A 24099-nucleotide genomic window follows, 5' to 3' on the forward strand; every position below is an offset into this window, starting at 1 on the left:
TCATGTATCACTCCTCAACTTCCCTGTCGCAAGAATCGACGCGATCTCCCTCACGGAACTCGTCCCGGGCGACAGATACCCGACTTTCTCGCTCGGACTGCCCTTCTCATCAACGTCTGCCACGAACATGTCATGAGCATTCGTCCGCTTCTCACCCCTGCCGCCCTCGGCCGAGAACTCCGCGGCCCCGAGCTGCCGCGGGTCGACCCGGTCACTCAGGTAGACATCTGTGCCGGCTTGCGCCTTGATCGGCAGCTGCGCCAGCCCGTCTCCCGCTGCGTGCGTTGCGTAGAGGTGCCCCGTGTCTGTGATCCCGTGCCGCAGGCCGTCGAGCGTGGTATCGGCCGCGAAGCCGGCAGACCCGTATGTCACGAAGCTGTCGATCTTGAACTCCAGCGAGACGTGCTGCAGCGCTTCGGCAACCGCGGTCGAGCCGTAGGAGTGGGCGAACACCGCGAACTGCTCGACAGGACGCCGTCTCGTGCCGCGGCTCGCTTGAATGCCGTCCAGGAAACTCGCGATGCTCTCCGCGGCCCCGGTCGCACGCGCCATCGATGCCACTCCCGCGAAGGATGGGGGCCGGTAACCGATCATCATCACCACCGCATAGGAGCTGCCGGGGCGGACGTCCCGGGCTTCCTTGAATATCTCCGCGGCACCGTCGACCCCGTTTCCGATCCCGGCGACACTCGAGGGTCTGTCCGATAAACGGTGTGTGGGATCCGGCGGTTTTCATTCGTGAGTGGTTTTCTCGAACCGTCCGGCGAAGGTGATCGCGAACGCGTTCAGCGCGGGCTTCCACCTCATCACCCAGCGTGCCCTTCCGCCGCCAGTCGGGTCAAGCGACCGCGTCACGAGGTAGAGACATTTCAGCGCGGCGGCCTCGTTGGGAAAGTGCCCCCGAGCTCTCACGGCGCGCCGATAGCGAGCGTTGATTGACTCGATCGCGTTGGTCGTGCAGATCACCCGCCGGATCTCGACGTCATACTCGAGGAACGGCACGAACTCCGCCCAGCTGTTCTTCCAGAGCTGCACGATCGCCGGATACCGTCCGCCCCACTCGGCGGCGAACTCCTCGAACCGATCCTTCGCCGCCTGCTCCGACGGGGCCGTGTAGACGGGTTTGAGGGAACGGACGATCGCGTCGCGGTGTTGCCGCCCGGCGTAGCGGAAGCTGTTGCGGATCAGATGGACGATGCACTGCTGGACGACCGTTTGCTCCCAAGTGGTGTTGATCGCCTCCGGGAGACCCTTCAGCCCGTCGCAGACCGCGATGAGCACGTCCTCGACACCCCGGTTCTTCAGCTCGGTGAACACCTGCAGCCAGAACCTCGCACCCTCCTGACCGTCACCGGCCCAGATGCCGAGGATGTCGCGTTCCCCGTTCACGGTGACGCCCATCACGACATAGAACGGGGTGTTCCTCACCTGCCCGTCACGGACCTTCACCACGATCGCGTCGACGAAGATCACCGGGTAGAGCGCATCCAACGGCCTGCTCGACCATTCGGCGAGTTCCCCGGCGACCTTCTCGGTGATCCGGCTGATCGTGTCCTTGGAGACCTTCGCCCCATAGACCTCGTCGAAATGCGCAGCGATCTCACCGGTCGTCAACCCCCGAGCGGAAAGGGACAGAACGATCTGATCGATGCCGTCCAGTCGGCGTTTCCGCTTGGGGACGATCACCGGCTCGAACGACCCGTCTCGATCTCGCGGGACTTCGATCTCGACGGGGCCGATCTCTGTCAGCACCGTCTTGACCCGCGTCCCGTTACGCATGTTCTCGCCGATTGGGGTCCCGCCGTGCTCGTGGCCGAGGTGCTCGGTCAACTCGGCATTCAGCGCGGTCTCGAGGACGTTCTTCGTGAGCTGGCTGAGCAGGCCGCCCGGCCCCGTCAGGCTCACGCCCTGCTCCTTCGCCTGCGCGAGCAAGCGTTCTGCGAGTTCTTTCTGATCGATGATCTCCCCGGTCACGGGATCAATCATCTCGTCGTCAACAACGACAGTGGTCGTGTCAGCCACGGCCATCTCCTTTCGGATCAGGCCGGACCCTCACACACCATTATTCAGACAGTCCCACACTCGAGTTCATGCCCGCGTAGTTCACCCCCACATGAGACGCACGGTCGAGGTTGCCGAGCGAGATCCCGGCGGTCAGAGCGCCGTCGTGCGTTCCCAGGTTCACGAGCTGGATCCTCGTGCCGGCGGGGAGGTCTTTCCCGATTCTCCGGTCGGCGTCGACGAGCGCTTCATTCAGCCCCTCGACATGCCGCATGAACTCGGTGAGAGCGAGCGGATCCCCGGGCGGTGAACCGTACATCAGCTCATAGGCCGAAGCCGGATCGGTCAGTGCGTGATCGAGCACCGCTCGCCCGGCGATATCCTGCACCCAGGCCGGAATGCCGTTCGTGCGCGCCAGCACCGCGAGCACGTCGAGGGGAAGATTCTGAACTTCGCTCTTCCCGTACCGCGCCGACTCTCGGATCGCTTTCCATGCCGCAGCAACCTCGGTCTCAGAGAGCCCGCCCGAAAGGATCCGTCGCATGTTCGGATCGTCGGCGAGACTTCTGGGCCGCGATGTACCGCTGATATCCGTTTGGAACATGCTCGCAGGAACCGGGCCTCCCGAGAAACGGATCAGCTCGCCGATATCCGTGCGATCCAGTGCGTTCACGAGCGCATGCTCTGCGTTCCTCCGATCCTCAACGAGAGCACGCCACAGACGTTGCTCCGCGCATACGCGCTCCACGGCGCCCAGCCATATCCGAACCGCGCTTGCCCACTCGGCCTCGGCTTGCGCCCGCGCAGCCCGCTTCGCGGTCCCGCGCGCGGCGACCGCGGGGTCGACCGTCTCAGCACCCGCGAACACCGACTCCCCGGGGTCCGCAGGCGGGAACACGCTCGGCGGCGCGTTCCATCTCTCGGGCACGCACCGGCTTCCTACTCCGAGGCCCTCGCATGCGGCTTCCAATCGACGGGAGGCCGCGACGATCACGGCCAGTTCGGATTCAACCCGGGTCACCACCGCATGAGCGGCGGTATGGATCTCTTCGATCTCGGACGCGTACCTGCCGAATGCCTGCGCACCTGCGGTCACCGACCGCGTGAACGCGCGGGCTCCGGAAACCACACGGCTGTCGAGCCGGGCCTGCAGGTTCCGTATGCTCACCGCCCGCATCGCGTTCAAAGATCCAGACGCCTGGACCGTGTGCCCGATCATCTCTTCGAGTCGACGGACCACGCCGCGTAGAACCTGGGCGGCCTGAGCCGCGTCAGCGGGAGACCCCGCCACGGGCGACCGCTCGTGCAGTACACCGCCTTCGACCGGGGGCAGCAGCACCGGCATGACTAGACCGTCGCTGTTCCGCCGGAGCCGACGCCGTGCGCAATGCGATTATCAGTCTGCTTCGCCGTATCGGCGACGGCGATGACCGAAGCGCGAGCGGAAGCCGCCGAGATCGAGAGCTCCGCCATGCCGGTCTCGACGGCCCGGAAGAACGCGTCGATGCGGTCGGTCACGTTCTCGTATGTGGCGGCGCCACGTATCGGCAGCCCCGTCACCGCACTCGCGGGAACGGCGGAACACGCGCGGTGCAACCCGGAGGCCGCCGCATGCAGTTGCTCGCTGGACAGTTTCAGATCAGACACGGCGCAACCCTCCTCGACCGAGCAGCAGGCCGGCCCTAGTTGATCCGCGACGCGATCTGCGCGTCCATGTCGCGCATCGCGTTCGCGGTCTGGGTGAGAAAGCTCTGGATCTCGGTGAGCTTCTCGATCACGGTGTTGGCACTCGCGGTGTACTGCCCGTAGGCCTCGTTGAATCGCACCGAGGCCTGGTCGGTGACGAAACCCGAGGACACGAGCGAGGCGATCTGCTGCTGCATCAGCTGCAGCTTTTGGGTGATCTCGTCGCGCCCGACGCCCAGTTGGGTCGCCGACTGCTCGATCTCGGCGTAGGAGACGCTGATGTTAGCCATGGGGGGTCCGTTCGTTCCGGTCCGCGAGGAGAAGCGCCCGCGAAGATGATGAGTGAGAGGTCGCCGCTGAGGCGATGTCTGCAACGCTACCCTCTATATGACTTCACAATGCGTAAGCAATACAAATATGTGGATAACTCAGGCAAGAAGCAAGCTATCAACCATGTGGGAGCGAAGTGCCGCCAACGCTCTGATACGCAAAGAGGCCCCGGATCGAGCGATCCGGGGCCTCTCCGATCACGCGCAGCGCGCGTCGTCTCCGCTACTGCGCGGTCGCACCCGTGAAGAGCGCGGGCACGTCGGCGAGCGCCACGCGATCCTTCGTGCCCGCGGCGCGATCCCATACCTCGGCGAAACCCTCGGCGGCATCGCGTCCCACGACCACCACGCGCGGCACGCCGAGCAGTTCGGCGTCGCCGAACTTCACGCCGGGCGACACCTTGGGCCGGTCGTCGAACAGCACGTCGACGCCCGCGGCGTCGAGGGTCGAGGCGAGCGAGTCGGCGATGTCGTAGACGGCCGTGTCCTTGCCGGTCGCGACGAGGTGCACGTCGAACGGCGCCACCGCGGCGGGCCAGATCAGCCCGCGGTCGTCGTGGTGCAGCTCGGCGAGGATCGCCATGATGCGGGTCACGCCGATGCCGTAGGAGCCCATGGTCACGGTGACGAGCTTGCCGTTCTCGTCGAGCACCTTGAGGCCGAGGGCTTCGGCGTACTTGCGGCCGAGCTGGAAGACGTGGCCGATCTCCATGCCGCGAGCGGTCTCGATGGGGCCCGAGCCGTCGGGCGCGGGGTCGCCGTCGCGTACGGTCGCGACGTCGGCCACGCCGTCGGCGGTGAAGTCGCGGCCTGCGACGAGGTGCGCGACGTGCTTCTCGTGCTCGTTCGCGCCGGTCACCCAGGGGGTGCCGTCGATGACCCTGGGGTCGAGCAGGAAGCGGATCCCCGTCGTTCCCTCGAGGCCCAGCACGGCCTCGCCGTTCAGCGCGGGGCCGATGTAGCCCTTGACGAGCCCGGGGTGCTTCTCGAAGTCCGCGGCGGTCGCGGGCTCGACCTCGCAGCCGGGGAACGCCACTTCGACGCGCTTCATGTCGGCGTCGCGGTCGCCGGGCACGCCGATCACCACGAGCGAGCGCTCGCCCTCGAGGTTCGTCACCGCGAACACGAGGCACTTGAGCGTGTCGGCGGCCCGCCAGGCCCGGCCGTCTTCGCGGGGCAGCACCGCGTTCGTGTGCGCGACGAGCGTGTCGATCGTGGGGGTGTCGGGCGAGTCGAACACGACCGGCTGCGGCAGGCCCGCGATCACCTCGGCGGGCACCGGATCGGGCACGGGCGTCGCGTAGGCCTCGACGTTCGCGGCGTAGCCGCCCGCCGAGCGCACGAAGGTGTCCTCGCCGATGCCGATCGGCAGCAGGAATTCCTCGCTGCGCGACCCGCCCATCGCTCCGGCGTCGGCCGAGACGATCACGTATTCGAGGCCGAGCCGGGAGAAGATGCGCTCGTAGGCGTCGCGCTGCCGCTGGTAGCTCGCGGCGAGCCCCTCGTCGGAGACGTCGAAGGAGTACGCGTCCTTCATGGTGAACTCGCGCCCGCGCAACAGGCCCGCGCGGGGCCGGGCCTCGTCACGGTACTTGTCCTGGATCTGGTAGAGCGAGAGGGGCAGATCCTTGTACGACGAGACGATGTCCTTCACCATCAGGGTGAAGGCCTCTTCGTGGGTGGGGGCGAGCAGGTAGTCGGCGCCGTGCCGGTCCTTCAGGCGGAACAGCGCGTCGCCGTACTCCTCCCAGCGGCCGGTGGCCTCGTAGGGCTCGCGCGGCAGCATGGCGGGGAAGTGCACCTCGTGGGCGCCCGCCGCGGCCATCTCGTCGCGGATGATCTGCTCGAGCTTCGCCTTGACGCGCAGCCCCAGCGGCAGCCAGCCGAAGACTCCCGGCGCCTGTCGGCGGATGTAGCCGGCGCGCACGAGCAGCTTGTGGCTGGCCACCTCGGCGTCGGCGGGATCCTCACGGAGGGTCTTCAGGAAGTAGTTGCTGAGCCGCGTAATCACCCCACCATCGTAGCCCCGTCGGCGCCGGGCCATCATCACTCGATTCGTCGTGCACTGGATCCCCGCCGGAGCGGACGGCTTCCCGGGTTGCAGCCGCTTCGATGGGCGCTCCACCGCACGAGGGGCGCCGCACCCGCGCGCCCCTCGCCGCGCCCACCCTAGTCTGGGGGCATGAGGGGAAGACGGTGGCTGCGCTGGGTCGCTCCCGCGCTGGTGCTCGGGATCGCCGCCGCGCTGCGGTTCTGGGCGCTGGGCCGCCCGGGGGTGCTCGTGTTCGACGAGCTCTACTACGTGCGCGACGCGATCAGCCAGCTCGCGCACGGCTTCCCGACCGTCTGGCCGGACGACGAGCCCTCGATGGCCGGGGCTCGCGCGACGGCGTTCGGCGACGCACCGTCCAACGCCGTGCACCCGCCGCTCGGCAAGTGGCTGATCGGGCTCGGGATCCTGGTCTTCGGCCCGGACAGCGGCTGGGGCTGGCGCAGCGCGGTCGCGCTGGCGGGCGTGGCGACGGTCGCCGTGGTGATGCGGCTCGGCTGGCTGCTCTCGCGCAGCCTGGTCATCGCGTGCACCGCGGGCCTGCTGCTCGCGATCGACGGCGTGCACGTGGTGCTGACCCGCGTGGCGCTGCTCGACGGCTTTCTCACGCTGTTCGTAGCGTTGGGCGCGCTCTTCGTGTGGCGGGACGCGGAGTGGGTGTCGCTGAGGTCGCAGGATCGACCTGTCGGGACGGGCCGGAACGGCCTCACCGCCGGATCTCGGGCCGACGCGCGGCCGATCCTCGTCTGGCGCCCCTGGCTCGTCGCCGCGGGGCTCGCCTTCGGCGCGGCTGCGGCGGTGAAGTGGTCGGGGCTCTACCCGCTCGCGTTCCTCCTCGTCTTCGTGGCGGTGCGGGATCTGCTCGCTCGGCTGCGCCGGCGCGAGCACGCGGGGGTGCGACGATCGGCCGCCCAGGCGGCGGTCACCGCGGTGCTGGTTCTGCCGGCGGCGGCGCTGGCCTATCTCGCGAGCTGGACGGGCTGGATCCTCACCCCCGGCGGGTGGGGGCGCACGCCCGGAACGCCGTGGCCCGCGGCGTTCGTCGAGTACCACGCCGAGATGCTGTCGTGGCACAGCACGCTCACCGCGCCCCACCCGTACCAGTCGCCTCCGCTGAGCTGGCCCCTCGCACTCGTGCCGACCGCGATGTACGAGGTGCGCTGGTCCGAGGGGTGCTCGTGGAGCGAGTGCGTGTCGGGCATCTCGCCGCTGCCGAATCCGCTCGTGACCTGGGGAGGGGCGGCCGCGCTCGTCGGGCTGGTCTGGCTGCTGGTGCGGCAGCTGGTCCGCTCGCGCGGGGGGTTCGGGATCGGGCCCGGCGGGGCGGCCCGCAGCCCCCTGCTGCTGGGGGGCGCATTCGTGCTCACGGGCTACCTGTCGGGGTGGCTGCCCTGGGTGCTCACGTTCTCGCGCTCGGCGGTGTTCCAGTTCTACGCGGTGGTGCTGACTCCGTTCTCGGCCCTCGCGCTGGGGCTCGTGCTCGGGATGCTGTGCGGGATCCCGCTGCGTTCGAGGGACGGCGCGCGTTTCGAGGCGCCGTTCGACCCCGAGCCGGCCGCCCTGCTCGGCCGTCGCCTCGCGGTCGCACTGTTCGTGGTCGTGGCCGGAGTGCTCGCCGTGTTCTTCTTCCCGGTGTGGTCGGGCATGCCGGTCGCCGACTGGTTCTGGCAGCTGCACCTGTGGCTGCCCGGGTGGAGCTGACCCGCTGCTGACCGGCCCGGACGGAGCCGGTGCCCGGTCACAGCAGGCGCCGCTGCAACGCCCAGGCGGTGAGCTCGTGACGGTTCGAGAGCTGCAGCTTGCGCAGCACCTTCGAGACGTGGGTCTCGACCGTCTTGACCGAGAGGAACAGCTCTGCGGCCACCTCTTTGTAGGCGTAGCCGCGGGCGATCATGCGCATGACCTCCTGCTCGCGGGCCGAGAGCCGATCGAGTTCGTCGTCGGCGGCGGCGGTCTCGCCGAGACCCGCTCCGAAAGCGTCGAGCACGAAGCCCGCGAGTCGCGGCGAGAACACCGCGTCGCCCCCGTGCACGCGCAGGGCCGCTGCCGTCACCTCGGCCCCCGAGGCCGTCTTGGTGAGGTACCCGCGCGCGCCGGCGCGGATGACGCTGACCACGTCGTCGGCCGCGTCCGAGACGCTGAGCGCGAGGAAGCGCGTCGCGCGCAGCGTCGGATCGGCGGCAAGGCGCTGCACGACCTCGGCCCCGCCCCCGCCGCGCCCGCCCGGCAGATGCACGTCGAGCAGCACCACGTCGGGGGCGAGCGCCGCGACGCGCTCGACGGCCTCGTCGACGCTCGCCGCCTCGCCCACGACGTCGAGCTGCGGCCCGAGTTCCGCGCGCAGCCCGGTGCGGAAGATCTGGTGGTCATCGACGATCACCACCCGGATCGGCGCCCCGCCCCGATCCCGCTGCTCGTCCGCTTCGCGCTGCTCCGTCATCGTTCGCTCCCTCGTCGCTCGTGCTCGGCGGTCTCGGCGACCGGCTGGTCGATGGGCATCTCCAGTCGCACCGAGGTGCCGCCGCCCGGGCCGGGAACGATCCTCGCCGAGCCGCCGGCGCGCTCCATGCGGCCGAGGATCGACTCCCGCACGCCCATCCGACCCTCGGGCAGCCGCTCGGGATCGAGGCCGGGGCCGCGGTCGGTCACGTCGATGGAGATGCGGTCGCGAGCGGCTTCGATGTAGACGGTCACGTCGCCCCCGGCGTGCCGCGCGGCGTTGAGCATGGCCTCCCGGGCTGCGAGCACGATCGCCTCGGGCGCGGTCGCGCTGCCACCGACGGACACCACCTCGAAGCGCGCGGCGTGATCCCCCTCGAGCGCCGTCGCATGCGCCCTGAGCTCTGCATCGACGGCCTCGCGCTGCGGCTGCGGAGCCCCGTCGGCCGACCGGAACAGCCATTCCCGCAGCTCGCGCTCCTGGCCCCGCGCGAGCCGTGCGACGTCGCTGCCCGGCTCCGACCGCTGCTGAATGAGCGCCAGGGTCTGCAGCACCGAGTCGTGCAGGTGCGCCGCGATGTCGGAGCGCTCGGCCTCCCTCGCGCGCGCCGCGCGCTCGGCGATCAGTTCGCGGTTGATACGCAGCAGCCACGGCGCGATGGCGAGCGCGACGCCCGCGAGCACGGCGAGGGAGGCTGCGACCACCGTCCAGGCGTTCGGCTCGCGCGAGGTCACGAAGATCATGAGCACTCCCACGGCCACCAGCGCGAGTGCGCCGAGCACGCGCGGCAGCTGGTTGCGGTCTGGGCGGTCGCGATCCGCGATCTGCCACCAGGTGAGCCCGACCCCGACGAGCACCGCGAGAGCGGGCAGCAGCAGCTCGAGCTCGAGGTGCGCGCCGAGGCGGTCGAGCACGAGGCCGGCGCCCGCGATCAGCAGGCAGACGCCCAGCAGCAGCTCGGCGATGGGCCACCGCGGGCGGGGGCGGGGCGCCTCGCCCGACCGGGGCTCCGGAGCGGGCGCTTCGGGCCGCGCCGACGAACGCGTGCCTTCCCGCGTCGCCTCCGCTGAGGGGGCCGCGCGCGGCCCGGAGAGCGGGAGTTGACCCTCTGCCCGAGGCGCGGCGGCCGAGGGACGGGTGAGGGCTCGGCGCAGCGGCACCACGCCCTCGACCTCGCCCTCGAGGGGCACCGTGCCCCACAGCCAGAGGTAGAGCAGCCCGCCCGCTCCGCCGAACAGGCACATGCCGAGCATCGCTCCGCGCACCACCGCGATCGGCCAGCCGAGGTGCTCGGCGAGACCCGCGCAGACACCGGCGAGAACGCCGGCGTCGCGCGAACGGGTGAGGGGCGGTCGCTGCATGCTTCCATCAAAGCACGGGCCGCCGACACGGTCGGGGTCGCGTTCGAAACATCAGGGGTCGCTCAGGGTGATCCCCGATGGCGCGGTGTCGGTGGTCGGCGTCAGACTCGAAGCATGAACGAATCATCAGAATCCGAACGCCCCGGGGGCGCCCCGGCCGGGCAGGGCTTCTTCGCCTGGCTCCGCGGCCTCGGCATCGTGCGCGGCTCCGACCGCTGGTTCGCCGGCGTGGCCGGAGGCATCGCGGCGAAGGCCGGCATCGACCCGCTCATCGTGCGCGGCATCTTCGTGGTGCTGGCACTGCTCGGCGGGCCCGGCGTGATCCTCTACCTCGTGGGCTGGCTGCTGCTGCCCGACTCGACCGGGCGCATCCACGTGGAGGACATCTTCCGGGGGCGAGCATCGGCCGGGGTGCTGACCGCGGCGATCATCTTCGCCGCAGTGGTCATCATCCCGGCGATCGTCGGGTTCGTGCTCACGGGGGCGCCGCTGGTCGGCGCGCCCGGCTTCTGGGGCTGGGATCTCTGGGGCTCCGTGGGAGTGCCCGAGTGGATTCCGCGCACCGTCGCCTGGCTGTTCTGGATCGCGATCCTCGTGTTCGGCTTCCTGTGGCTGCGCAAGGCCCTGTTGAACCGTGGTCGCGAGCAGGCCGGGCAGCGCGCCGCCGAGACCGCTGACGAGGCGGCGGCGACGGGCTCGTCGGCGCCCGCTCCCCCGTTCGGGGCCGGCTTCGCCGCCACCGCCGATGGCTCGGGCACCGAGCCCCTCGGTCCGCCCACCCCGACGTCCGCGCCGGGCTCGCCCAGCGCGGACGGCTCGATTCCGCCGGCCTCAGGCGGCCGCTCCTTCGCCGATCGCACCGACGAGTTCGCGAAGCGCACCGCCGAAGACGCCGCGGCCTGGGGCGAGCGCGTCGGCGAGAAGGCCACCCGCTGGAGCGAAGAGGTCGGCCGCCAGGCCGACGAGTGGAGCGCCCGGTACGCCGAGCACCACGACGCGCACCGCATGGGCCCCGCGCAGGCGGTGCTCACACTCGCACTCGCACTGCTCGCGGCAGGCGGCACCGCGCTCTGGGTGATGGGCCTCGACGTGCCCCCGCAGGTGAGCAGCGTCGCACCGGCACCCCTGCTCGCGGCCATCATCGCGGCGCTCGCAGTGCTGGCGCTCTCGCTCATCGTCGCCGGGGTGCGCGGCCGCCACACCGGCTGGGTCGGGTTCCTCGCCGCCTGCGGTGTGTTCGCGCTGCTCATCACCGTCGTGCTGCCCTGGGGCACCCGCTTCCAGCCGTTCGGCACCGCGCACGTCGACGGGATGAGCCCCGCGGGCACCGTCGTCGTGGCCGGCAACGTCGAGATCGACCTCAGCAGCCTCGACGAGCATCCCGGCGACGGGGGCGACATCGAGGTCTGGCAGCTCGCCGGCAACGCGACGGTGCAGCTCCCAGAGCATCGACCCACGGCGGTGCGGGTGCGGGTGCTCGCCGGCAACGTCAAGGAGACGGGCACCGAGCGCGACGGCTTCAGGATCTCGGGGCCGTTCCTCGCCCACGACACGGGCACGACGCTCACCGGCACCGGCGACGCCTTCGCCGACGACTCGGTCGCGCATGTCACGGTATACCTGCTCGCCGGCAACGTGCGCGTCGAGGGCGGCGGATCGTCGGTGGGTCAGATCGGCGAGCGCGAACGGCAGCGACTCGAAGACGAGCAGCGCCGCATCGCCGCCGAGCAGCGGGCCGGTGCCGACGCCGAGCGCCTCGACGAGGCGCAGCAGCAGCTCGAGCGCGTCGAGTGGAGGCTGGAGGAGCCCGGCCTGAGTGCGAGCGAGCAGCGATCGCTCGAACGGCAGCGCGACGAGCTACTCGACACCGTGAACGACCTCGAACAGGAGATGGCGCGATGAACACGAACGACCAGGGCTCCGAGCCGCACGAGCCGCAGACCACGCCGCTGCCGCACGGGCGAGACGATCTCGTGCCCCCTCCCCCCGAGACCGACGGGGCATCGGCCGCATCCGGTGCCGCTCCCGCCGCGCCCGCCGCTGGCGCCCATCCGGCGCCGGTCGCCGCGGACGCCCGACCGCCGGCCCGCACCGGACCGCGCACCGGACCGATCGTCTGGGGCGCGCTGATCCTCGCCTTCTGCGGCTATGCGGCGCAGCGCGCGTTCGGCACCGACGGCCTCGACACCGCCTGGTGGATCACCGCGACGGTGATCGGCCTCGGCGTGCTGCTGCTCGTGGTGGGCGGGGCGATCCTGCTGCGAGGCAGACGCTGAGTCAGCCCTGGATGCGAGGGATCTCGCGCGTCTGCGCCGAGATCCAGTGCAGCGGCACCTGCACGGCCACGCGGGTGCCGCCGCCCTCGCTGGGGCCCCACACGATGCTGCCGCCGAGCTCGCCCTCGACGAGGGTGCGCACGATCTGAGTGCCGAGGCCGTCGCCGACGGCGCCCCCGGGCAGACCCGTGCCGGTGTCGACGACCTCGACGGCGAGCCTCTCGTCGCTGCGGTTCGCGCGGATGAACACCTCTCCCTCGCGCCCCGCGAGGCCGTGCTCGACGGCGTTCGTCACGATCTCGGTGAGCGCCAGCGCCAGCGGCGTCGCGTACTCCGAGGGCAGCTCGCCGAACTCGCCGTCCTTTCGCAGGTGCACGGTGGTGTTGTGCAGGCTCGCGACCTCGGCGGCGAGCCCCAGCACCCGGTCGAAGACCACGTCGAAGTCGACGATCTGAGAGAGGCCCGTCGACAGCGTGTCGTGCACCACGGCGATGGCGGCGACGCGGCGCATGGCCTGGCCGAGCACCTGCTTGGCCTCCTCGCTGCGCGCGCGGCGGGCCTGCACCCGCAGCAGCGAGGCCACCGTCTGCAGGTTGTTCTTCACCCGGTGGTGGATCTCGCGAATGGTCGCGTCCTTGGTGATGAGCTCCTGGGCCTGCTGCCGCAGCTCGGTCACGTCTCGGGTGAGCACGATGCCGCCGACGCGCGCACCGTCGCGGATCACGGGGATGGAGCGCAGGTTCACGGTGCGGCCGCGCGCGGTGATCTCGCCGCGCTTCGCGACCTTGCCCTGCGCGATGAGCGGCAGCGACTCGTTGGTGTCGAACTGCCCCTTGACGATCTCGGCGATCACCTCCGAGAAGTTCTCGCCCTCGAGCTCGTCGCGGAAGCCGAGCCGGTTGAAGATGGTCTGGGTGTTGGGGCTTGCGAAGGTCACGGTGCCCTCGAGGTCGATGCGGGCCAGGCCGTCGGAGGCGCGAGGGGCGCCGTGCTGGCGCCCGGGGGATGAACCGGGCGACGGGAAGAGGCCGTGCCGGATCATCATGAACATGTCGTCGGAGACCTCGCGGAACGCGGCTCCGATGCGCGACGCCTTCTGGGTGTCGGCGACGCTCGTGTGCACGGTGACGACGGCGAACGGGCCGAACTCCTCGCCGTCGGCGAGGCGGCTCACCGAGTAGGCCGAGAGCCGCATCGGGTTCTCCTCGTACCACGCGGGAGACGTCGAGATGACCGGCTCCCCCGTCCCCATCGCCTCGTCGACCAGTTCGCGCCAGTCCGGGCGCAGGAACTCGCCGATCACGTCGCGGTAGAACAGCGTGACCGAGCCCGCGGGCCGGCTGTGCGCCACCGCGAGGTAGTCGCCGCTCTCGGTCGGCACCCAGAGCACGACGTCGCTGAGGGCGAGGTCGGCGAGCAGCTGCCAGTCGAGGGCGAGCAGCTCGAGCCACTCGACCTCTTCTTCGTTCAGGGTCGAGTACTTCGTCGCGAGATCACGCAGAGTTGCCACCCCCTCAGCCTAGGGCACCCGACCCGGGCCGACGCTGCGCCGCCGCTCGATCCGCTGAAGCCCGAACGGGCTTCCATCGGCTGTCTCCGAGCAGGCGCGCCGGAGACCCGCGCCGGAGACCCGCGCCGACGACGGCTCAATGCGGAACGACCCATCCCCCGCCCCAGGCTAAGCACAGCTTTATCACAGCTTTTACATCCTGCTCCCAAAAGCTCTTGACCCGCCGCAGGTCGCATTCTCTAGTGTGGAGCTTCCCCGACTCCGCGACAGTTATCGCGAAACTCGGTGTTCGATGCGATGACGCATCGTCGTCGACGACCCGGTCGGCTGACGCGAAAGGAGATCCTCATGCCCTCTTCCGCCCCTCGCACCCCCGCGCGCCAGAACTCCACCGGCCCGTCGCCGCGTCCGCCGACCCCTGCCGACTCACCGTTCGCACCGGCGGACTCACCGCTCGCGCCGGCCGCGACACCCATCGCGCGGCCGGTCGGCCCGGCGCCGCTGCGCGCTCCGAGCAGGTCGACTCGGCGGCACCTGCGCGCGCTGCCCGCACTCGGCGAGACGCCGGTCGGGGCCGACACGGGACCGGGCGGCCGCCTGCGCCCCAGCTCCGCATCCGGCACGGGCAGCGACAACGGCGACATCCCGCCGCCTCCCGCGCAGCTCGTCCAGAGGCTCGCGCTCTACGCCTTCGAAGCCCTCGAGGGCTCGCGCGCGATCGCCCAGCTCGCGGGGTGGATCACACCGGCGGTCGTGCAGCAGCTGCGTGAGCGACGCGCCGCCCGCACCGAGCGCCGCACGATCTACCGCGACGACCGCCGCATCGTGGCGACCCCCGGCAGGGCGCATATCGGACGGCCGATGCCGCACGTGATCGAGGCGACCGTCGTGCTGTTCGCGGAGCCGAGATCCTGCGTCGTCGCGATGCGGCTCGAGCACGCGGCCGGCCGCTGGCGCGCCACATCGCTCACGGTGCTCTGAGCCGCGGCCGCGGAGTCACCGTGAAGCGCCCCGCAAACCCGCGACCTCGAACTCCCGGCAGCCGCTACTCCGCGCGGAGCTTCGCCACCTCGTAGAGTGCGACGCTCGCCGCGATGCCGGCGTTCAGCGACTCGGCCGCCGACGAGATCGGAATCGACACGACCGCGTCGCAGTGCTCGGTGACGAGCCGCGAGAGTCCCTTGCCCTCGCTGCCGATCACGAGCACGAGCGGGCGATCCGCCAGCTCGAGCCCGGGCAGCGACACGTTGCCGCCGCCGTCGAGGCCGAGCACGAAGACGCCCTGCTTCTTGAACTCCTTGAGGGTCTGCGTGAGGTTCGACGCCATCGCCACGGGGATGCGGGCGGCGGCGCCGGCCGAGGTCTTCCAGGCGGCCGAGTTGAGGCCGGCCGACCGGCGCTGCGGCACGACCACGCCCTGCCCGCCGAACGCGGCGGTCGAGCGGATGATCGCTCCCAGGTTGCGGGGGTCGGTGACGCCGTCGAGCGCGACGATCAGCGGCACCTCGTCGCGGCCGATGATCTCGTCGAGCATCTCGAGGGGGTGCGCGTACTCCATCGGCGGCACCTTGAGCACCACGCCCTGGTGCACCGTGTCGCGCTCGGTCATGCGATCCATCTCGGGGCGCATCACCTCGAGCACGGGCACGTTGCGGTTCGTCGCGAGGCGCAGGATCTCGCGCGTGCGGTCGTCCATCTCGATGCGCGCGGCGATGTAGAGCGCGGTCGCTGGGATGCGGGTGCGTAGGGCCTCGAGCACGGCGTTGCGGCCGGTCACGAGCTCGGACTCGTCCTTCTTCGCACCGCCGCGGCCTCGCTCGGGGCCGCGGCCGGCGCCGCCCGCGTGCCGCAGCTTCGCCGCCTCGTAGCGCTCGCGCGACTTCTTGGCCTTGTAGGCGGCGTGATACTCGCGATCCTCGGCGCGGGGCGTGGGGCCGCGGCCCTCGAGGGCCTGACGCCCCTGCCCGCCCGAGCCGACGGCTTTGCCGAGGCCCTTCTTGCGCACTGCGCCGGTACGGCTCTTCTTATTACTCATGACAGGCTCCAGCGGGTTCCGTTCGGGGTGTCTTCGAGCGCGACGCCGGCCGCCAGCAGGCGGTCCCGGATCGCGTCGCTCGCGGCGAAGTCCTTGTTCGCGCGGGCTTCGGCGCGCTGCTCGATGAGCGCGCGCACGAGGTGGTCGAGGGCGGATGCGGATGCATCGCCGGGTGCGGAGCCGCCGGGCGCGGCCCAGGAGTCGGCTCGCGGATCGAGGCCGAGCACGTCGAGCATGGCGGCGACCTCCGCGGCTCGGGCGAGCGCCGTCGCGGTGTCGGCGGAGTCGATCGCCGCGTTGCCCGCTCGGACGGCGCCGTGCAGAGCGGCGAGCGCCTGCGGAACCGCGAAGTCGTCGAGCATCGCTTCGACGAACGCGGCGGGGAGCCGTGACGCGGCGTCGCCCTCGCCCGGGGCGGGGATCGGGGCGCCCGCCGCCTCGGCGAGCTTGCCGGCGCGCTCGAGGAAGCCCTCGATGCGCTCGAACGCCGCTGCCGCCTCGGCGAGCGAGGTGTCCGAGAACTCGAGCACCGAACGGTAGTGCGCCGATCCGAGGAAGTAGCGCAGCACGACGGGCCGCGCAGCCGCCAGCAGGTCTGCGGCGAACAGCGAGTTGCCGAGCGACTTCGACATCTTCTGCCCGCCCGTGTTCACGAGGCCGTTGTGGATCCAGTGACGCGCGAACGGGTGGCCCGCGGCCTGCGACTGCGCCAGCTCGTTCTCGTGGTGCGGGAAGCGCAGGTCGAGGCCGCCGCCGTGGATGTCGAACTGCTCGCCCAGGTAGCGCGTCGCCATCGCCGAGCACTCGATGTGCCAGCCGGGCCGGCCGCGCCCCCACGGCGACTCCCACGAGGCCGACACCGGCTCGTGCTCGCGGTGCGCCTTCCAGAGCGCGAAATCGCGGGGGTCGCGCTTGCCCACCGGTTCCGAATCGGCCGCAGCGTCCATCTGCTCGCGGCTCTGACGCGTGAGGGCGCCGTACTCGGGCCAGCTCGCGGTGTCGAAGTAGACGCTCGCCGAACCGTCGGCCGCCCGGTAGGCGTGGCCGCGCCCGATGAGCCGCTCGATGAGCGCGATCATCTCGGCGATGTTCGCCGTGGCGCGCGGCTCGTAAGTGGGCGGCAGCACGCCGATCGCCTCGTAGGCGGCGGTGAACTCGCGCTCCACGCGGTAGGCGAGGGCCCACCACTGCTCGGCGGATCCGCTCTGCTGGGCGGCGCGGGCGTGGTCGAGGATCTTGTCGTCGATGTCGGTGACGTTTCGGATCAGGGTGACGTCGTGGCCGGTCGCCGTGAACCAGCGCCGCATCTGGTCGTAGACGAGCGCGCTGCGCAGGTGCCCGATGTGGGGGGCCGACTGCACGGTGGGGCCGCAGACGTAGAGGCCGATCCGGCCCTCCTCGCGGGGCTCGAAATCGACGACCTGCTGCGCGCGCGAATCGTAGATGCGTTGTCTCACCCTACAAGCCTACCTGCGGCCGACCGCGCGGCCGGTGCGGCCGGCGCCGGCGGCGCGAGCGGATCGCTCAGTCGAGCGTGCCGTGCAGGAAGAACTGCACCTGCTTGGCGATGCTCACGGCGTGGTCGCCGAAGCGCTCGTGGTACCGGCTCGCGAGGGTCGCGTCGACGGCGCCCATCGGGTTGGCGGCCAGCTTGTCGCTGAGCACCTTCTCGAACACCTTGGCGTGCAGCTCGTCGAGGTCGTCGTCGAGGTCGCGCACCTCCTCGATCACCCGCGGGTCCTGCGTGCCGAGCAGTTCGACGATCTTGCTCGCCATCTCGACGTCGAGCGCGCCCATGCGCACGAAGATCTTCTTGAGGCCCTTCGGGATCGCGCTCTCGGGGTAGCGGTAGCGCGCGAGCTGCGCGATGTGCTGGGCGAGGTCGCCCATGCGCTCGAGGGAGGCGCTCATGCGCAGGGCGCCGACCATGAGGCGCAGGTCGGACGCGACGGGCTGCTGACGGGCCAGGATGTCGATCGTGAGCTGGTCGAGCTGGGCTGCGAGCACGTCGATCTCGTCGGCGCCGTCGAGCACCTGCTCGGCGAGGGCGACGTCGGAGTTGCCGAAGGCGGCGGTGGCGTTCTCGATCGCCGCCTCTACGAGCTCGGCGATCTTGACGAGGCGCTCCTGCACCTCGCGCAGTTCCTGCTGGAAGACCTCACGCATGCCGTTTCCTCTCTCAAATGCTGCGCCGAACGGGCACCCTCACCAGTCTGGGGCGGATCGATGAACCACGGCGCACCGGCAGGTGAACAACAGTTGAACTCTGGATCTCGCGCCGGGGGCCACCTCTACGATAAAAGACATGGACCCGACCCTGCTCGTTCTCGCTTCGACGGCACTGGGAGCCGTGGTCGGCGCGGGCGTGGCCGTCACCATCCTGGGCATGCGGAGGGCGGGCCGTCGACGCGCGGCCGAGCTGCGGCCCGAGCTCGGCGAGGTCGCCACTACGATCCTCGACGAAATCGACATGTTCGCGGTGATCCTCGACTCCTCCCTCACCCCGGTGTACGCGAACCCGATCGCCCGTCAGGAGCGCCACATCAGCGACGAGGACATCCGCGATCCCGAGTTCCTGGCCAGGGTGCGGCGGGTGATGACGACGGGTGCGCCCGACACCCACGAGCCCGATCCCACGGATCCCGCCGACACGGTGCGCATCCACATCGTGCGCATCCAGCGGCGCTTCGCGGTGGTGCTCGCCGAGGATCTGGGCGAGGAACAGCGCGTGAACGCGATGCGACGGGACTTCATCGCGAACGTGAGCCACGAGCTGAAGACCCCGATCGCCGCGATCGGTCTGCTCTCCGAGGCCGTGCAGCAGGCCGCCGACGAGCCCGAGCTGGTGCGCGGCTTCGCGAAGAGCCTCGTGAAGGAGTCGCGCAGGCTCGGCGAGCTGAGCCGCGACATCATCCAGCTCTCCGAGGCGCAGTCCACGCTGCGCCCCGAGGATCGCGAGTCGGTCTCGCTGCGCGACCTCGTGCGCGGCGAGGTCGAGTCGCACCGGGAGTTCGCGGCGCAGCACGGCATCGAGTTGGTCGTGACCGACGATTCGGAGCCGGATCGCGACGCGACGATCCTCGGCCGCCCGACCTCGCTCGGCACCGCGGTCGCGAACCTGCTGAGCAACGCGATCCGGCACTCCCCCGAGGGCAGCCGGGTGGGCATCGGCATGGAGCTCCAGCGCCGCAGCTTCCTCGTGACCGTCACCGACCAGGGCGAGGGCATCGCGCCCGAGCACCAGCCCCGCATCTTCGAGCGCTTCTACCGCGTCGACGGCGCCCGCACCCGCGGGGAGGGCGGCACGGGTCTCGGCCTCAGCATCACCCGGCACACGATGCGCGCGCACGGCGGCGACGTCGACGTGTGGTCGCAGCCGGGCGTCGGTTCGAGCTTCACACTCACCTTCCCCCTCCACGACCCGGAGGGCTCCTCGAAGAGCTCCAAGCGGGCGAAGAAGGCGCGACGCGCGACGCGCGGATCCGCCGAGGCGGCGCAGACCGCCGCCCCCGTTCCCCAGAAAGGACACCAGTAGTGGCACAGCACATCCTGCTCGTCGAAGACGAGGAGTCGATCTCCCGCCCGCTCTCGTTCCTGCTCGAGCGGGAGGGCTACCGCGTGACGGTGGTCGACAACGGCGCCGAGGCGGTCACCGTGTTCGGCGGCGCGCACCCCGACCTGGTGCTGCTCGACCTCATGCTGCCCGGCCTGCCCGGAACCGAGGTCTGCCGGGCGATCCGCCAGACCTCGCAGGTGCCCGTCATCATGCTCACGGCGAAGGACAGCGAGATCGACATCGTCGTGGGCCTCGAGCTCGGCGCCGACGACTACATCACGAAGCCCTACTCCACTCGCGAGCTGCTCGCCCGGGTGCGGGCCGCGCTGCGTCGCTCGGGCGTGAGCGATGAGGATCGCGAGGACGACCTCGACGAGATGGTGCTCGACGAGCTGGGGATCCGCCTCGACTCCGAGCGCCACGCGGTGACCGTGCGCGGCGAGGAGATCGCCATGCCGCTGCGCGAGTTCGAGCTGCTCGAGATGCTCATGCGGCACTCCGGCCGCGTGCTGACCCGCGGGCAGCTCATCGACCGGGTCTGGGGCAGCAACTACTACGGCGACACCAAGACCCTCGACGTGCACATCAAGCGCATCCGCGCCCGCATCGAGGAGGAGCCCTCGAAACCGAAGCTCATCTCGACGGTGCGGGGCGTGGGCTACCGGTTCGGGTAGGCCGCATCCCGGCCCCGTCCGAGCGGGCGCGGCGGGTCCTCCAGCACCGATCGACGTTCAGACACCCCTCTTCCGCGAAACGAGGTGCCCGAGCGTCGATCGGTGCCGCTGAGGGAAACATCGCGGGGGGTATCGATGCGGCCGGGGCCTCGGTGCCGCTGAGGGAGCGTCGCCGGGGGTATCGGTACGACCGGAGCATCGGTGCGGCCGAGAGAGCATCGGCCGGAAGAGGTGATCGACGCCCCGGGGATGGCTGGAAAGAGGCCCCTACGCAGTGCGCCCCCGGGATCGTCGGGATCCCGGGGGCGCACCGCGTGCGGCGGAGGTTACTGGGGCTGATCCTCGTCGTTCTCGCCGACGTGGGACTGCGCGGCCTCCTGCTGCTCGGCGGTCGCCTGCTCATCGCGCTCATCGGCGGCGCCGAAGTCGGCGGGCAGCACGTAGTCGCGGTACTCGGCGAGCGTGCCGTCGAGCACGGGGATCTGGTACTCGACCTCGGGGGTGCCGGCGGCCTGGAAGTAGGCGGCGACCGTCGCGCCCGCGGAGACGCCGGGCAGCGACACGAGCACGGGAGCCTGCTCGTCGTCGGGGTTGCCGAAGCGGGTGTTGCCCGTGGGGATGTCGAACTCGGCGCTGGCGGAGGCCGAGCCCTCGGTCACGAAGTTGATGGTGAGCTGCTGCTCGCTGCCGCTGCGGTTCACGGCGCTGAACACGACATTGAAGTTCTCGCCCGTCTCATCGGCGATCAGCATGATGTTGCGCACGTCGACGTTCTGGGTCGAGATGTCACGACCATCGCTGGGTGCGTAGGGCTCGAGCGTGCCCTGGGGCGCGATCAGGCTGCATCCGGTCGCGCCGAGCGCGAGTACCGCCGCCAGAGCGATGGACGAGGCGATCCGAATCTTCAAGAGGTCCTCCGAGCCGTGGGTCGATGACGTGCGTCGCATACCGCGATCACAGTTTGAACTCATCATAACGGTCCGCGTTCGCCTCACGCAGCTTAGGTAAGCCTAAGTCAGAGATGACGAGTGTGGTATTCTAGTGGTTGAACTGCTGTAAAGGAGCCAACTCGATGCAATTTGAGGTCGGAGAGACCGTCGTCTTCCCCCACCACGGTGCCGCCAGGATCATCGATGTCAAGAAGCGCAAGCTCGGCGGTGAAGAGAAGCTCTTCCTGAAGCTGCAGGTCGATCAGGGCGATCTCACCATCGAGGTGCCGGCCGAGAACTGCGAACTCGTCGGCGTGCGCGATGTCATCGACAAGGAAGGCCTCGAGCGGGTGTTCGAGGTGCTGCGCGCCCCCTTCACCGAAGAGCCGACCAACTGGTCGCGCCGCTACAAGGCCAACACCGAGAAGCTCGCCTCGGGCGATGTGATCAAGGTCTCCGAGGTCGTGCGCGACCTGTGGCGCCGCGATCAAGAGGTGCGCTCGCTCTCCGCCGGCGAGAAGCGCATGCTCGCGAAGGCCCGTCAGATCCTCGTCTCCGAGCTCGCGCTCGCAGAGAAGACCGACGAGGAGAAGGCCTCCGAAGTGCTCGACCAGGTGCTCGCCTCGTAGCCGCAGAGCACTCGGGGATCCGCATCCCTCACCCGTGACGCCCCGCCCAGAGCGGGGCGTCACGCGTTTGCGCCCCGTCGCGGGGCGGCCGGGTACGCTGGGGCCATGAACCCACTCGCGAACGATCTGTCCGGATCGACCCCGCACGCGCTGCCCACCCTGGGAGTCGTGCTCGTCGCCGCGGGGCGCGGCGAGCGGCTCGGAGCGGGCACCCCCAAGGCCTTCGTCGAGCTGCACGGGCGCGCACTGCTCGAATTCGGGGTCGGCGTCGTCACCTCGCTGCCCCACCTGGGGCACCTCGTGGTCGTGGCGCCCGAGTCGCACGCCGCGATCGCGCTCGACATCGTCGAGCAGGTGCTGCCCGAGGGGTCGCCGTGGGAGGTCTCGGTCGTGCCCGGCGGCCGCGAGCGCCACGAGTCGGTGCGCTTCGGCCTGGAGGCGCTCCCCGAGAGCGTCGAGACCGTGCTCGTGCACGACGCGGCCCGGCCCTTCGCGAGCGCCGAGCTCTTCGAGCGTGTGATCGCCGAGGTGCGGCGAACTGGCGACGCGGTCGTTCCCGCGCTGCCGGTGGTCGACACCATCAAGCGGGTCGATGCCGACGGGATCGTGCACGAGACCGTGGACCGCGCGCCGCTCGTGGCCGTGCAGACCCCGCAGGGCTTCGCGCGCGAGACGCTCGCCGCAGCGCACTCCACCGCGCAGCTGCAGCACGAGGCGGGCCTCCCGACCGACGATGCCGAGGTCGTGCAGCGCGCCGGCGCGCAGGTGCGCACCGTGCCGGGCGAGCAGCGCGCCCACAAGCTCACCGCACCGGCCGATCTGGCGATCCTCGAGCACTTCCTCACCGCCAATCTGCTCGGCCTGGAGTCCGAGGCATGAGCGCGGCCGAGCCGGCTGCGAACCCCGGATCCGCCGCGGCGCAGATCCGCGTGGGCACGGGGTTCGACGTGCACGCGTACGATGCAGGATCACCGCTGCGCCTCGCCGGCCTCGACTGGCCCGGCGAGACCGGCCTGTCGGGGCACAGCGACGGCGACGCCGTCTGCCACGCCGTCGTCGACGCGCTGCTCTCGGCGGCGGGGCTCGGCGACATCGGCGGCCTCGTGGGTGTGGATCAGCCGCGCACCGAGGGCGCCGCGAGCACCGGCTTCGTGCGCCTCGCGCTCGCGCGGCTGCAGGCGCACGGCTGGCGCCCGGTCAACGTGTCCGTGCAGATCGTGGGCGACCGACCGAAGTTCTCACCCAGACGCGACGAAGCCCAGCGGGTCATGAGCGAGCTCGTGGGCGCGCCCGTGAGCCTCGGCGCCACCACGACCGACCACCTCGGCTTCACCGGTCGGGGCGAGGGGCTCGCCGCGATCGCGACCGCGCTCATCGAGCGCCGCGGATCTCAGCCCGCGTAGGAGCCGACGAGGCGCACCGCGCCACCGTCCACGCCCTTCGCGCCCTGCTCGAAGCCCTCGAAGTCGCGCGACGACGTGGAGACCGTGCCCACCACCCAGGTGTCGAGCCCCTCGCCGGTGAGTGCCGCGGCCACCTGCGGGGCGCGATCCGCGGCCACCACCGCGAACATGCCGACTCCGAGGTTCCAGGCGCCCTCGAGCGACTCGAGCGTGTGGCCGCCCAGCTCGGCGAGGTGCCGGAAGACGGGCAGCGGCGACCACGAGGTGCGATCCACCTCGACCCAGGCGCCCCTCGGCAGCACCCGCGCCAGGTTCGCCGCGATGCCGCCGCCGGTGACGTGGCTCAGCACGTGCACGGCGCCGTCGAGCGACGGATCCTCGAGCACGCGCAGCAGGGGCGCCGTGTACAGCGCGGTGGGCGTCAGCAGGGCCTCACCGTAACTCGCCCCCAGCTCTGCGCTGCGGTCGCCGTAGCCGATGCCGCGCTCGGCGAGGATATGGCGCACGAGCGAGAAGCCGTTGGAGTGCAGGCCGGAGGCCGCCATCGCGAGCACCACGTCGCCGTGCTGCACGAGCGAGGGCTGCAGCATGCGGTCGGCCTCGACCACACCCGTCGCGGCGCCCGCCACGTCATAGTCGTCGGGCCCGAGCAGGCCGGGGTGCTCGGCGGTCTCACCGCCGACCAGCGCGGTGCCGGTGGCCTCGCAGGCCTCGGCGATGCCGCGCACGATGTCGGCGATGCGCTCGGGCACCACCTTGCCGCACGCGATGTAGTCGGTCATGAAGAGCGGCTTCGCCCCGACCACCACGATGTCGTCGACGACCATGGCCACGAGATCCTGACCGATGGTGTCGTGCTTGTCGATGGCCTGCGCGATCGCGACCTTCGTGCCCACGCCGTCGGTCGACGAGGCGAGCAGCGGGCGCTTGTAGCCGAGCAGCGCACTCGCGTCGAACATGCCGGCGAAACCGCCGACGCCCCCCAGCACCTCGGGGCCGTGGGTGCGGCCGACCGCCGACTTCATCAGTTCGACGGCGAGGTCGCCCGCCGCGGTATCGACTCCGGACTGGGCATAGATCGACGCGTTTTCGCTCACCCCACCAGCGTACCGTGCCGAACCGGGCGCGCCGGCGGCGAGTGCACGGCCCCGGGCGCAGGCGATCCCCCGCACCCAGCGGCGTGTGGGACACTAGAGCGTGCGTCTGTCTGACGCCCCATC

The 24099-nt window shown here is 70.7% G+C and carries 23 protein-coding genes; 9 read left to right on the forward strand and 14 right to left on the reverse strand.

Features of this window, described 5'->3' with window-relative positions:
- The 6 genes from Leucomu_RS11625 to Leucomu_RS11650 all read right to left on the reverse strand — a co-directional run bounded on the left by Leucomu_RS11625 (position 1) and on the right by Leucomu_RS11650 (position 6027).
- Positions 1 to 597, reverse strand: a complete 597-nt coding sequence (locus Leucomu_RS11625) for an alpha/beta hydrolase (protein ID WP_267128420.1) — start codon at positions 595 to 597, stop codon at positions 1 to 3.
- A gap of 135 nt (positions 598 to 732) precedes the next feature.
- The gene (locus tag Leucomu_RS11630; RefSeq protein WP_228407350.1) at positions 733 to 1986 is read right to left on the reverse strand and encodes an IS256 family transposase; all 1254 of its coding nucleotides are present in this window, start codon (positions 1984 to 1986) and stop codon (positions 733 to 735) included.
- A gap of 76 nt (positions 1987 to 2062) precedes the next feature.
- Positions 2063 to 3346, reverse strand: coding sequence for a hypothetical protein (locus Leucomu_RS11635; RefSeq protein ID WP_128387327.1), 1284 nt, complete (start codon positions 3344 to 3346; stop codon positions 2063 to 2065).
- A 2-nt stretch (positions 3347 to 3348) separates the two neighbouring features.
- Positions 3349 to 3648, reverse strand: coding sequence for a hypothetical protein (locus Leucomu_RS11640; protein ID WP_128387328.1), 300 nt, complete (start codon positions 3646 to 3648; stop codon positions 3349 to 3351).
- 35 nt (positions 3649 to 3683) lie between these two features.
- Positions 3684 to 3977: a WXG100 family type VII secretion target gene (locus tag Leucomu_RS11645; protein WP_017883566.1), complete on the reverse strand. Its 294-nt coding sequence runs from the start codon at positions 3975 to 3977 to the stop codon at positions 3684 to 3686.
- A gap of 262 nt (positions 3978 to 4239) precedes the next feature.
- The gene (locus Leucomu_RS11650) at positions 4240 to 6027 is read right to left on the reverse strand and encodes a proline--tRNA ligase (RefSeq protein ID WP_128387329.1); all 1788 of its coding nucleotides are present in this window, start codon (positions 6025 to 6027) and stop codon (positions 4240 to 4242) included.
- Positions 6028 to 6198: 171 nt separating this feature from the next.
- On the opposite strand from Leucomu_RS11650, the gene Leucomu_RS11655 reads away from it, so the two are divergent.
- The gene (locus tag Leucomu_RS11655; RefSeq protein WP_228407087.1) at positions 6199 to 7767 is read left to right on the forward strand and encodes a phospholipid carrier-dependent glycosyltransferase; all 1569 of its coding nucleotides are present in this window, start codon (positions 6199 to 6201) and stop codon (positions 7765 to 7767) included.
- 37 nt (positions 7768 to 7804) lie between these two features.
- Here Leucomu_RS11655 and Leucomu_RS11660 read toward each other — a convergent pair whose 3' ends face one another.
- Together Leucomu_RS11660 and Leucomu_RS11665 are read right to left on the reverse strand one after the other, a co-directional pair.
- The gene (locus Leucomu_RS11660; RefSeq protein WP_017883569.1) at positions 7805 to 8506 is read right to left on the reverse strand and encodes a response regulator; all 702 of its coding nucleotides are present in this window, start codon (positions 8504 to 8506) and stop codon (positions 7805 to 7807) included.
- Entirely contained in the window at positions 8503 to 9867 is a 1365-nt protein-coding gene (locus tag Leucomu_RS11665) for an ATP-binding protein (protein WP_128387330.1), read from the reverse strand. Before Leucomu_RS11665 ends, Leucomu_RS11660 begins: the two co-directional genes overlap by 4 nt.
- Positions 9868 to 9981: 114 nt before the next feature.
- On the opposite strand from Leucomu_RS11665, the gene Leucomu_RS11670 reads away from it, so the two are divergent.
- Positions 9982 to 11769, forward strand: coding sequence for a PspC domain-containing protein (locus tag Leucomu_RS11670; RefSeq protein ID WP_128387331.1), 1788 nt, complete (start codon positions 9982 to 9984; stop codon positions 11767 to 11769).
- Positions 11766 to 12143 carry a hypothetical protein gene (locus tag Leucomu_RS11675; RefSeq protein WP_128387332.1) on the forward strand — a complete coding sequence of 126 codons (378 nt, stop codon included), beginning with the start codon at positions 11766 to 11768 and terminating at the stop codon, positions 12141 to 12143. The genes Leucomu_RS11670 and Leucomu_RS11675 overlap by 4 nt, the downstream gene beginning before the upstream one ends.
- A gap of 1 nt (position 12144) precedes the next feature.
- Here Leucomu_RS11675 and Leucomu_RS11680 read toward each other — a convergent pair whose 3' ends face one another.
- On the reverse strand, positions 12145 to 13653 hold the full coding sequence (locus tag Leucomu_RS11680) for a sensor histidine kinase (RefSeq protein WP_017883571.1): 1509 nt from the start codon (positions 13651 to 13653) through the stop codon (positions 12145 to 12147).
- A 348-nt stretch (positions 13654 to 14001) separates the two neighbouring features.
- Between Leucomu_RS11680 and Leucomu_RS11685 the strand changes: the two genes are divergently transcribed.
- On the forward strand, positions 14002 to 14634 hold the full coding sequence (locus tag Leucomu_RS11685; protein ID WP_128387333.1) for an Rv3235 family protein: 633 nt from the start codon (positions 14002 to 14004) through the stop codon (positions 14632 to 14634).
- A gap of 64 nt (positions 14635 to 14698) precedes the next feature.
- Here the strand turns inward: Leucomu_RS11685 and rlmB are convergent, their stop codons facing one another.
- From rlmB to phoU, 3 genes are all read right to left on the reverse strand, one after another.
- Positions 14699 to 15688, reverse strand: a complete 990-nt coding sequence (gene rlmB, locus Leucomu_RS11690) for a 23S rRNA (guanosine(2251)-2'-O)-methyltransferase RlmB (protein ID WP_128387334.1) — start codon at positions 15686 to 15688, stop codon at positions 14699 to 14701.
- Complete coding sequence (cysS, locus tag Leucomu_RS11695) at positions 15685 to 17145, reverse strand: cysteine--tRNA ligase (protein ID WP_128387335.1); 1461 nt, start codon at positions 17143 to 17145, stop codon at positions 15685 to 15687. Before cysS ends, rlmB begins: the two co-directional genes overlap by 4 nt.
- 67 nt (positions 17146 to 17212) lie before the next feature.
- Entirely contained in the window at positions 17213 to 17854 is a 642-nt protein-coding gene (gene phoU, locus Leucomu_RS11700; protein ID WP_128387336.1) for a phosphate signaling complex protein PhoU, read from the reverse strand.
- 139 nt (positions 17855 to 17993) lie between these two features.
- On the opposite strand from phoU, the gene Leucomu_RS11705 reads away from it, so the two are divergent.
- Together Leucomu_RS11705 and Leucomu_RS11710 are read left to right on the forward strand one after the other, a co-directional pair.
- Positions 17994 to 19223, forward strand: a complete 1230-nt coding sequence (locus Leucomu_RS11705; protein WP_128387337.1) for a sensor histidine kinase — start codon at positions 17994 to 17996, stop codon at positions 19221 to 19223.
- Complete coding sequence (locus Leucomu_RS11710) at positions 19223 to 19918, forward strand: response regulator transcription factor (protein ID WP_017883577.1); 696 nt, start codon at positions 19223 to 19225, stop codon at positions 19916 to 19918. The genes Leucomu_RS11705 and Leucomu_RS11710 overlap by 1 nt, the downstream gene beginning before the upstream one ends.
- A 326-nt stretch (positions 19919 to 20244) precedes the next feature.
- Here Leucomu_RS11710 and Leucomu_RS11715 read toward each other — a convergent pair whose 3' ends face one another.
- Positions 20245 to 20826, reverse strand: a complete 582-nt coding sequence (locus Leucomu_RS11715) for a DNA modification methylase (RefSeq protein WP_228407088.1) — start codon at positions 20824 to 20826, stop codon at positions 20245 to 20247.
- 164 nt (positions 20827 to 20990) lie between these two features.
- On the opposite strand from Leucomu_RS11715, the gene Leucomu_RS11720 reads away from it, so the two are divergent.
- The 3 genes from Leucomu_RS11720 (at position 20991) to ispF (ending at position 22879) form a co-directional block, all read left to right on the forward strand.
- On the forward strand, positions 20991 to 21476 hold the full coding sequence (locus Leucomu_RS11720; RefSeq protein ID WP_017883579.1) for a CarD family transcriptional regulator: 486 nt from the start codon (positions 20991 to 20993) through the stop codon (positions 21474 to 21476).
- Positions 21477 to 21581: 105 nt separating this feature from the next.
- Positions 21582 to 22355, forward strand: coding sequence for a 2-C-methyl-D-erythritol 4-phosphate cytidylyltransferase (gene ispD, locus Leucomu_RS15560; protein ID WP_164884550.1), 774 nt, complete (start codon positions 21582 to 21584; stop codon positions 22353 to 22355).
- Positions 22352 to 22879, forward strand: coding sequence for a 2-C-methyl-D-erythritol 2,4-cyclodiphosphate synthase (gene ispF, locus Leucomu_RS15565; protein ID WP_164884551.1), 528 nt, complete (start codon positions 22352 to 22354; stop codon positions 22877 to 22879). The genes ispD and ispF overlap by 4 nt, the downstream gene beginning before the upstream one ends.
- Here the strand turns inward: ispF and purM are convergent.
- The gene (purM, locus tag Leucomu_RS11730) at positions 22867 to 23976 is read right to left on the reverse strand and encodes a phosphoribosylformylglycinamidine cyclo-ligase (RefSeq protein WP_128387339.1); all 1110 of its coding nucleotides are present in this window, start codon (positions 23974 to 23976) and stop codon (positions 22867 to 22869) included. The genes ispF and purM overlap by 13 nt on opposite strands.
- Between the last annotated feature and the right edge of the window lie 123 nt (positions 23977 to 24099).

The organism is Leucobacter muris (assembly GCF_004028235.1).
In the GTDB taxonomy this organism is placed as follows: Bacteria; Actinomycetota; Actinomycetes; order Actinomycetales; family Microbacteriaceae; genus Leucobacter; species Leucobacter muris.

Excerpts from the sequence above, each read along its gene's own strand:
- phoU (WP_128387336.1), bottom strand. The coding sequence starts at position 17,854 with ATGCGTGAGGTCTTCCAGCAGGAACTGCGCGAGGTGCAGGAGCGCCTC.
- Leucomu_RS11635 (WP_128387327.1), bottom strand. The coding sequence starts at position 3,346 with ATGCCGGTGCTGCTGCCCCCGGTCGAAGGCGGTGTACTGCACGAGCGG.
- Leucomu_RS11675 (WP_128387332.1), top strand. The coding sequence starts at position 11,766 with ATGAACACGAACGACCAGGGCTCCGAGCCGCACGAGCCGCAGACCACG.
- Leucomu_RS11665 (WP_128387330.1), bottom strand. The coding sequence starts at position 9,867 with ATGCAGCGACCGCCCCTCACCCGTTCGCGCGACGCCGGCGTTCTCGCC.
- Leucomu_RS11720 (WP_017883579.1), top strand. The coding sequence starts at position 20,991 with ATGCAATTTGAGGTCGGAGAGACCGTCGTCTTCCCCCACCACGGTGCC.
- Leucomu_RS11660 (WP_017883569.1), bottom strand. The coding sequence starts at position 8,506 with ATGACGGAGCAGCGCGAAGCGGACGAGCAGCGGGATCGGGGCGGGGCG.
- Leucomu_RS11670 (WP_128387331.1), top strand. The coding sequence starts at position 9,982 with ATGAACGAATCATCAGAATCCGAACGCCCCGGGGGCGCCCCGGCCGGG.
- Leucomu_RS11630 (WP_228407350.1), bottom strand. The coding sequence starts at position 1,986 with ATGATTGATCCCGTGACCGGGGAGATCATCGATCAGAAAGAACTCGCA.
- ispF (WP_164884551.1), top strand. The coding sequence starts at position 22,352 with ATGAGCGCGGCCGAGCCGGCTGCGAACCCCGGATCCGCCGCGGCGCAG.
- Leucomu_RS11625 (WP_267128420.1), bottom strand. The coding sequence starts at position 597 with ATGATGATCGGTTACCGGCCCCCATCCTTCGCGGGAGTGGCATCGATG.
- Leucomu_RS11705 (WP_128387337.1), top strand. The coding sequence starts at position 17,994 with ATGGACCCGACCCTGCTCGTTCTCGCTTCGACGGCACTGGGAGCCGTG.
- Leucomu_RS11645 (WP_017883566.1), bottom strand. The coding sequence starts at position 3,977 with ATGGCTAACATCAGCGTCTCCTACGCCGAGATCGAGCAGTCGGCGACC.
- Leucomu_RS11685 (WP_128387333.1), top strand. The coding sequence starts at position 14,002 with ATGCCCTCTTCCGCCCCTCGCACCCCCGCGCGCCAGAACTCCACCGGC.
- rlmB (WP_128387334.1), bottom strand. The coding sequence starts at position 15,688 with ATGAGTAATAAGAAGAGCCGTACCGGCGCAGTGCGCAAGAAGGGCCTC.
- Leucomu_RS11655 (WP_228407087.1), top strand. The coding sequence starts at position 6,199 with ATGAGGGGAAGACGGTGGCTGCGCTGGGTCGCTCCCGCGCTGGTGCTC.
- ispD (WP_164884550.1), top strand. The coding sequence starts at position 21,582 with ATGAACCCACTCGCGAACGATCTGTCCGGATCGACCCCGCACGCGCTG.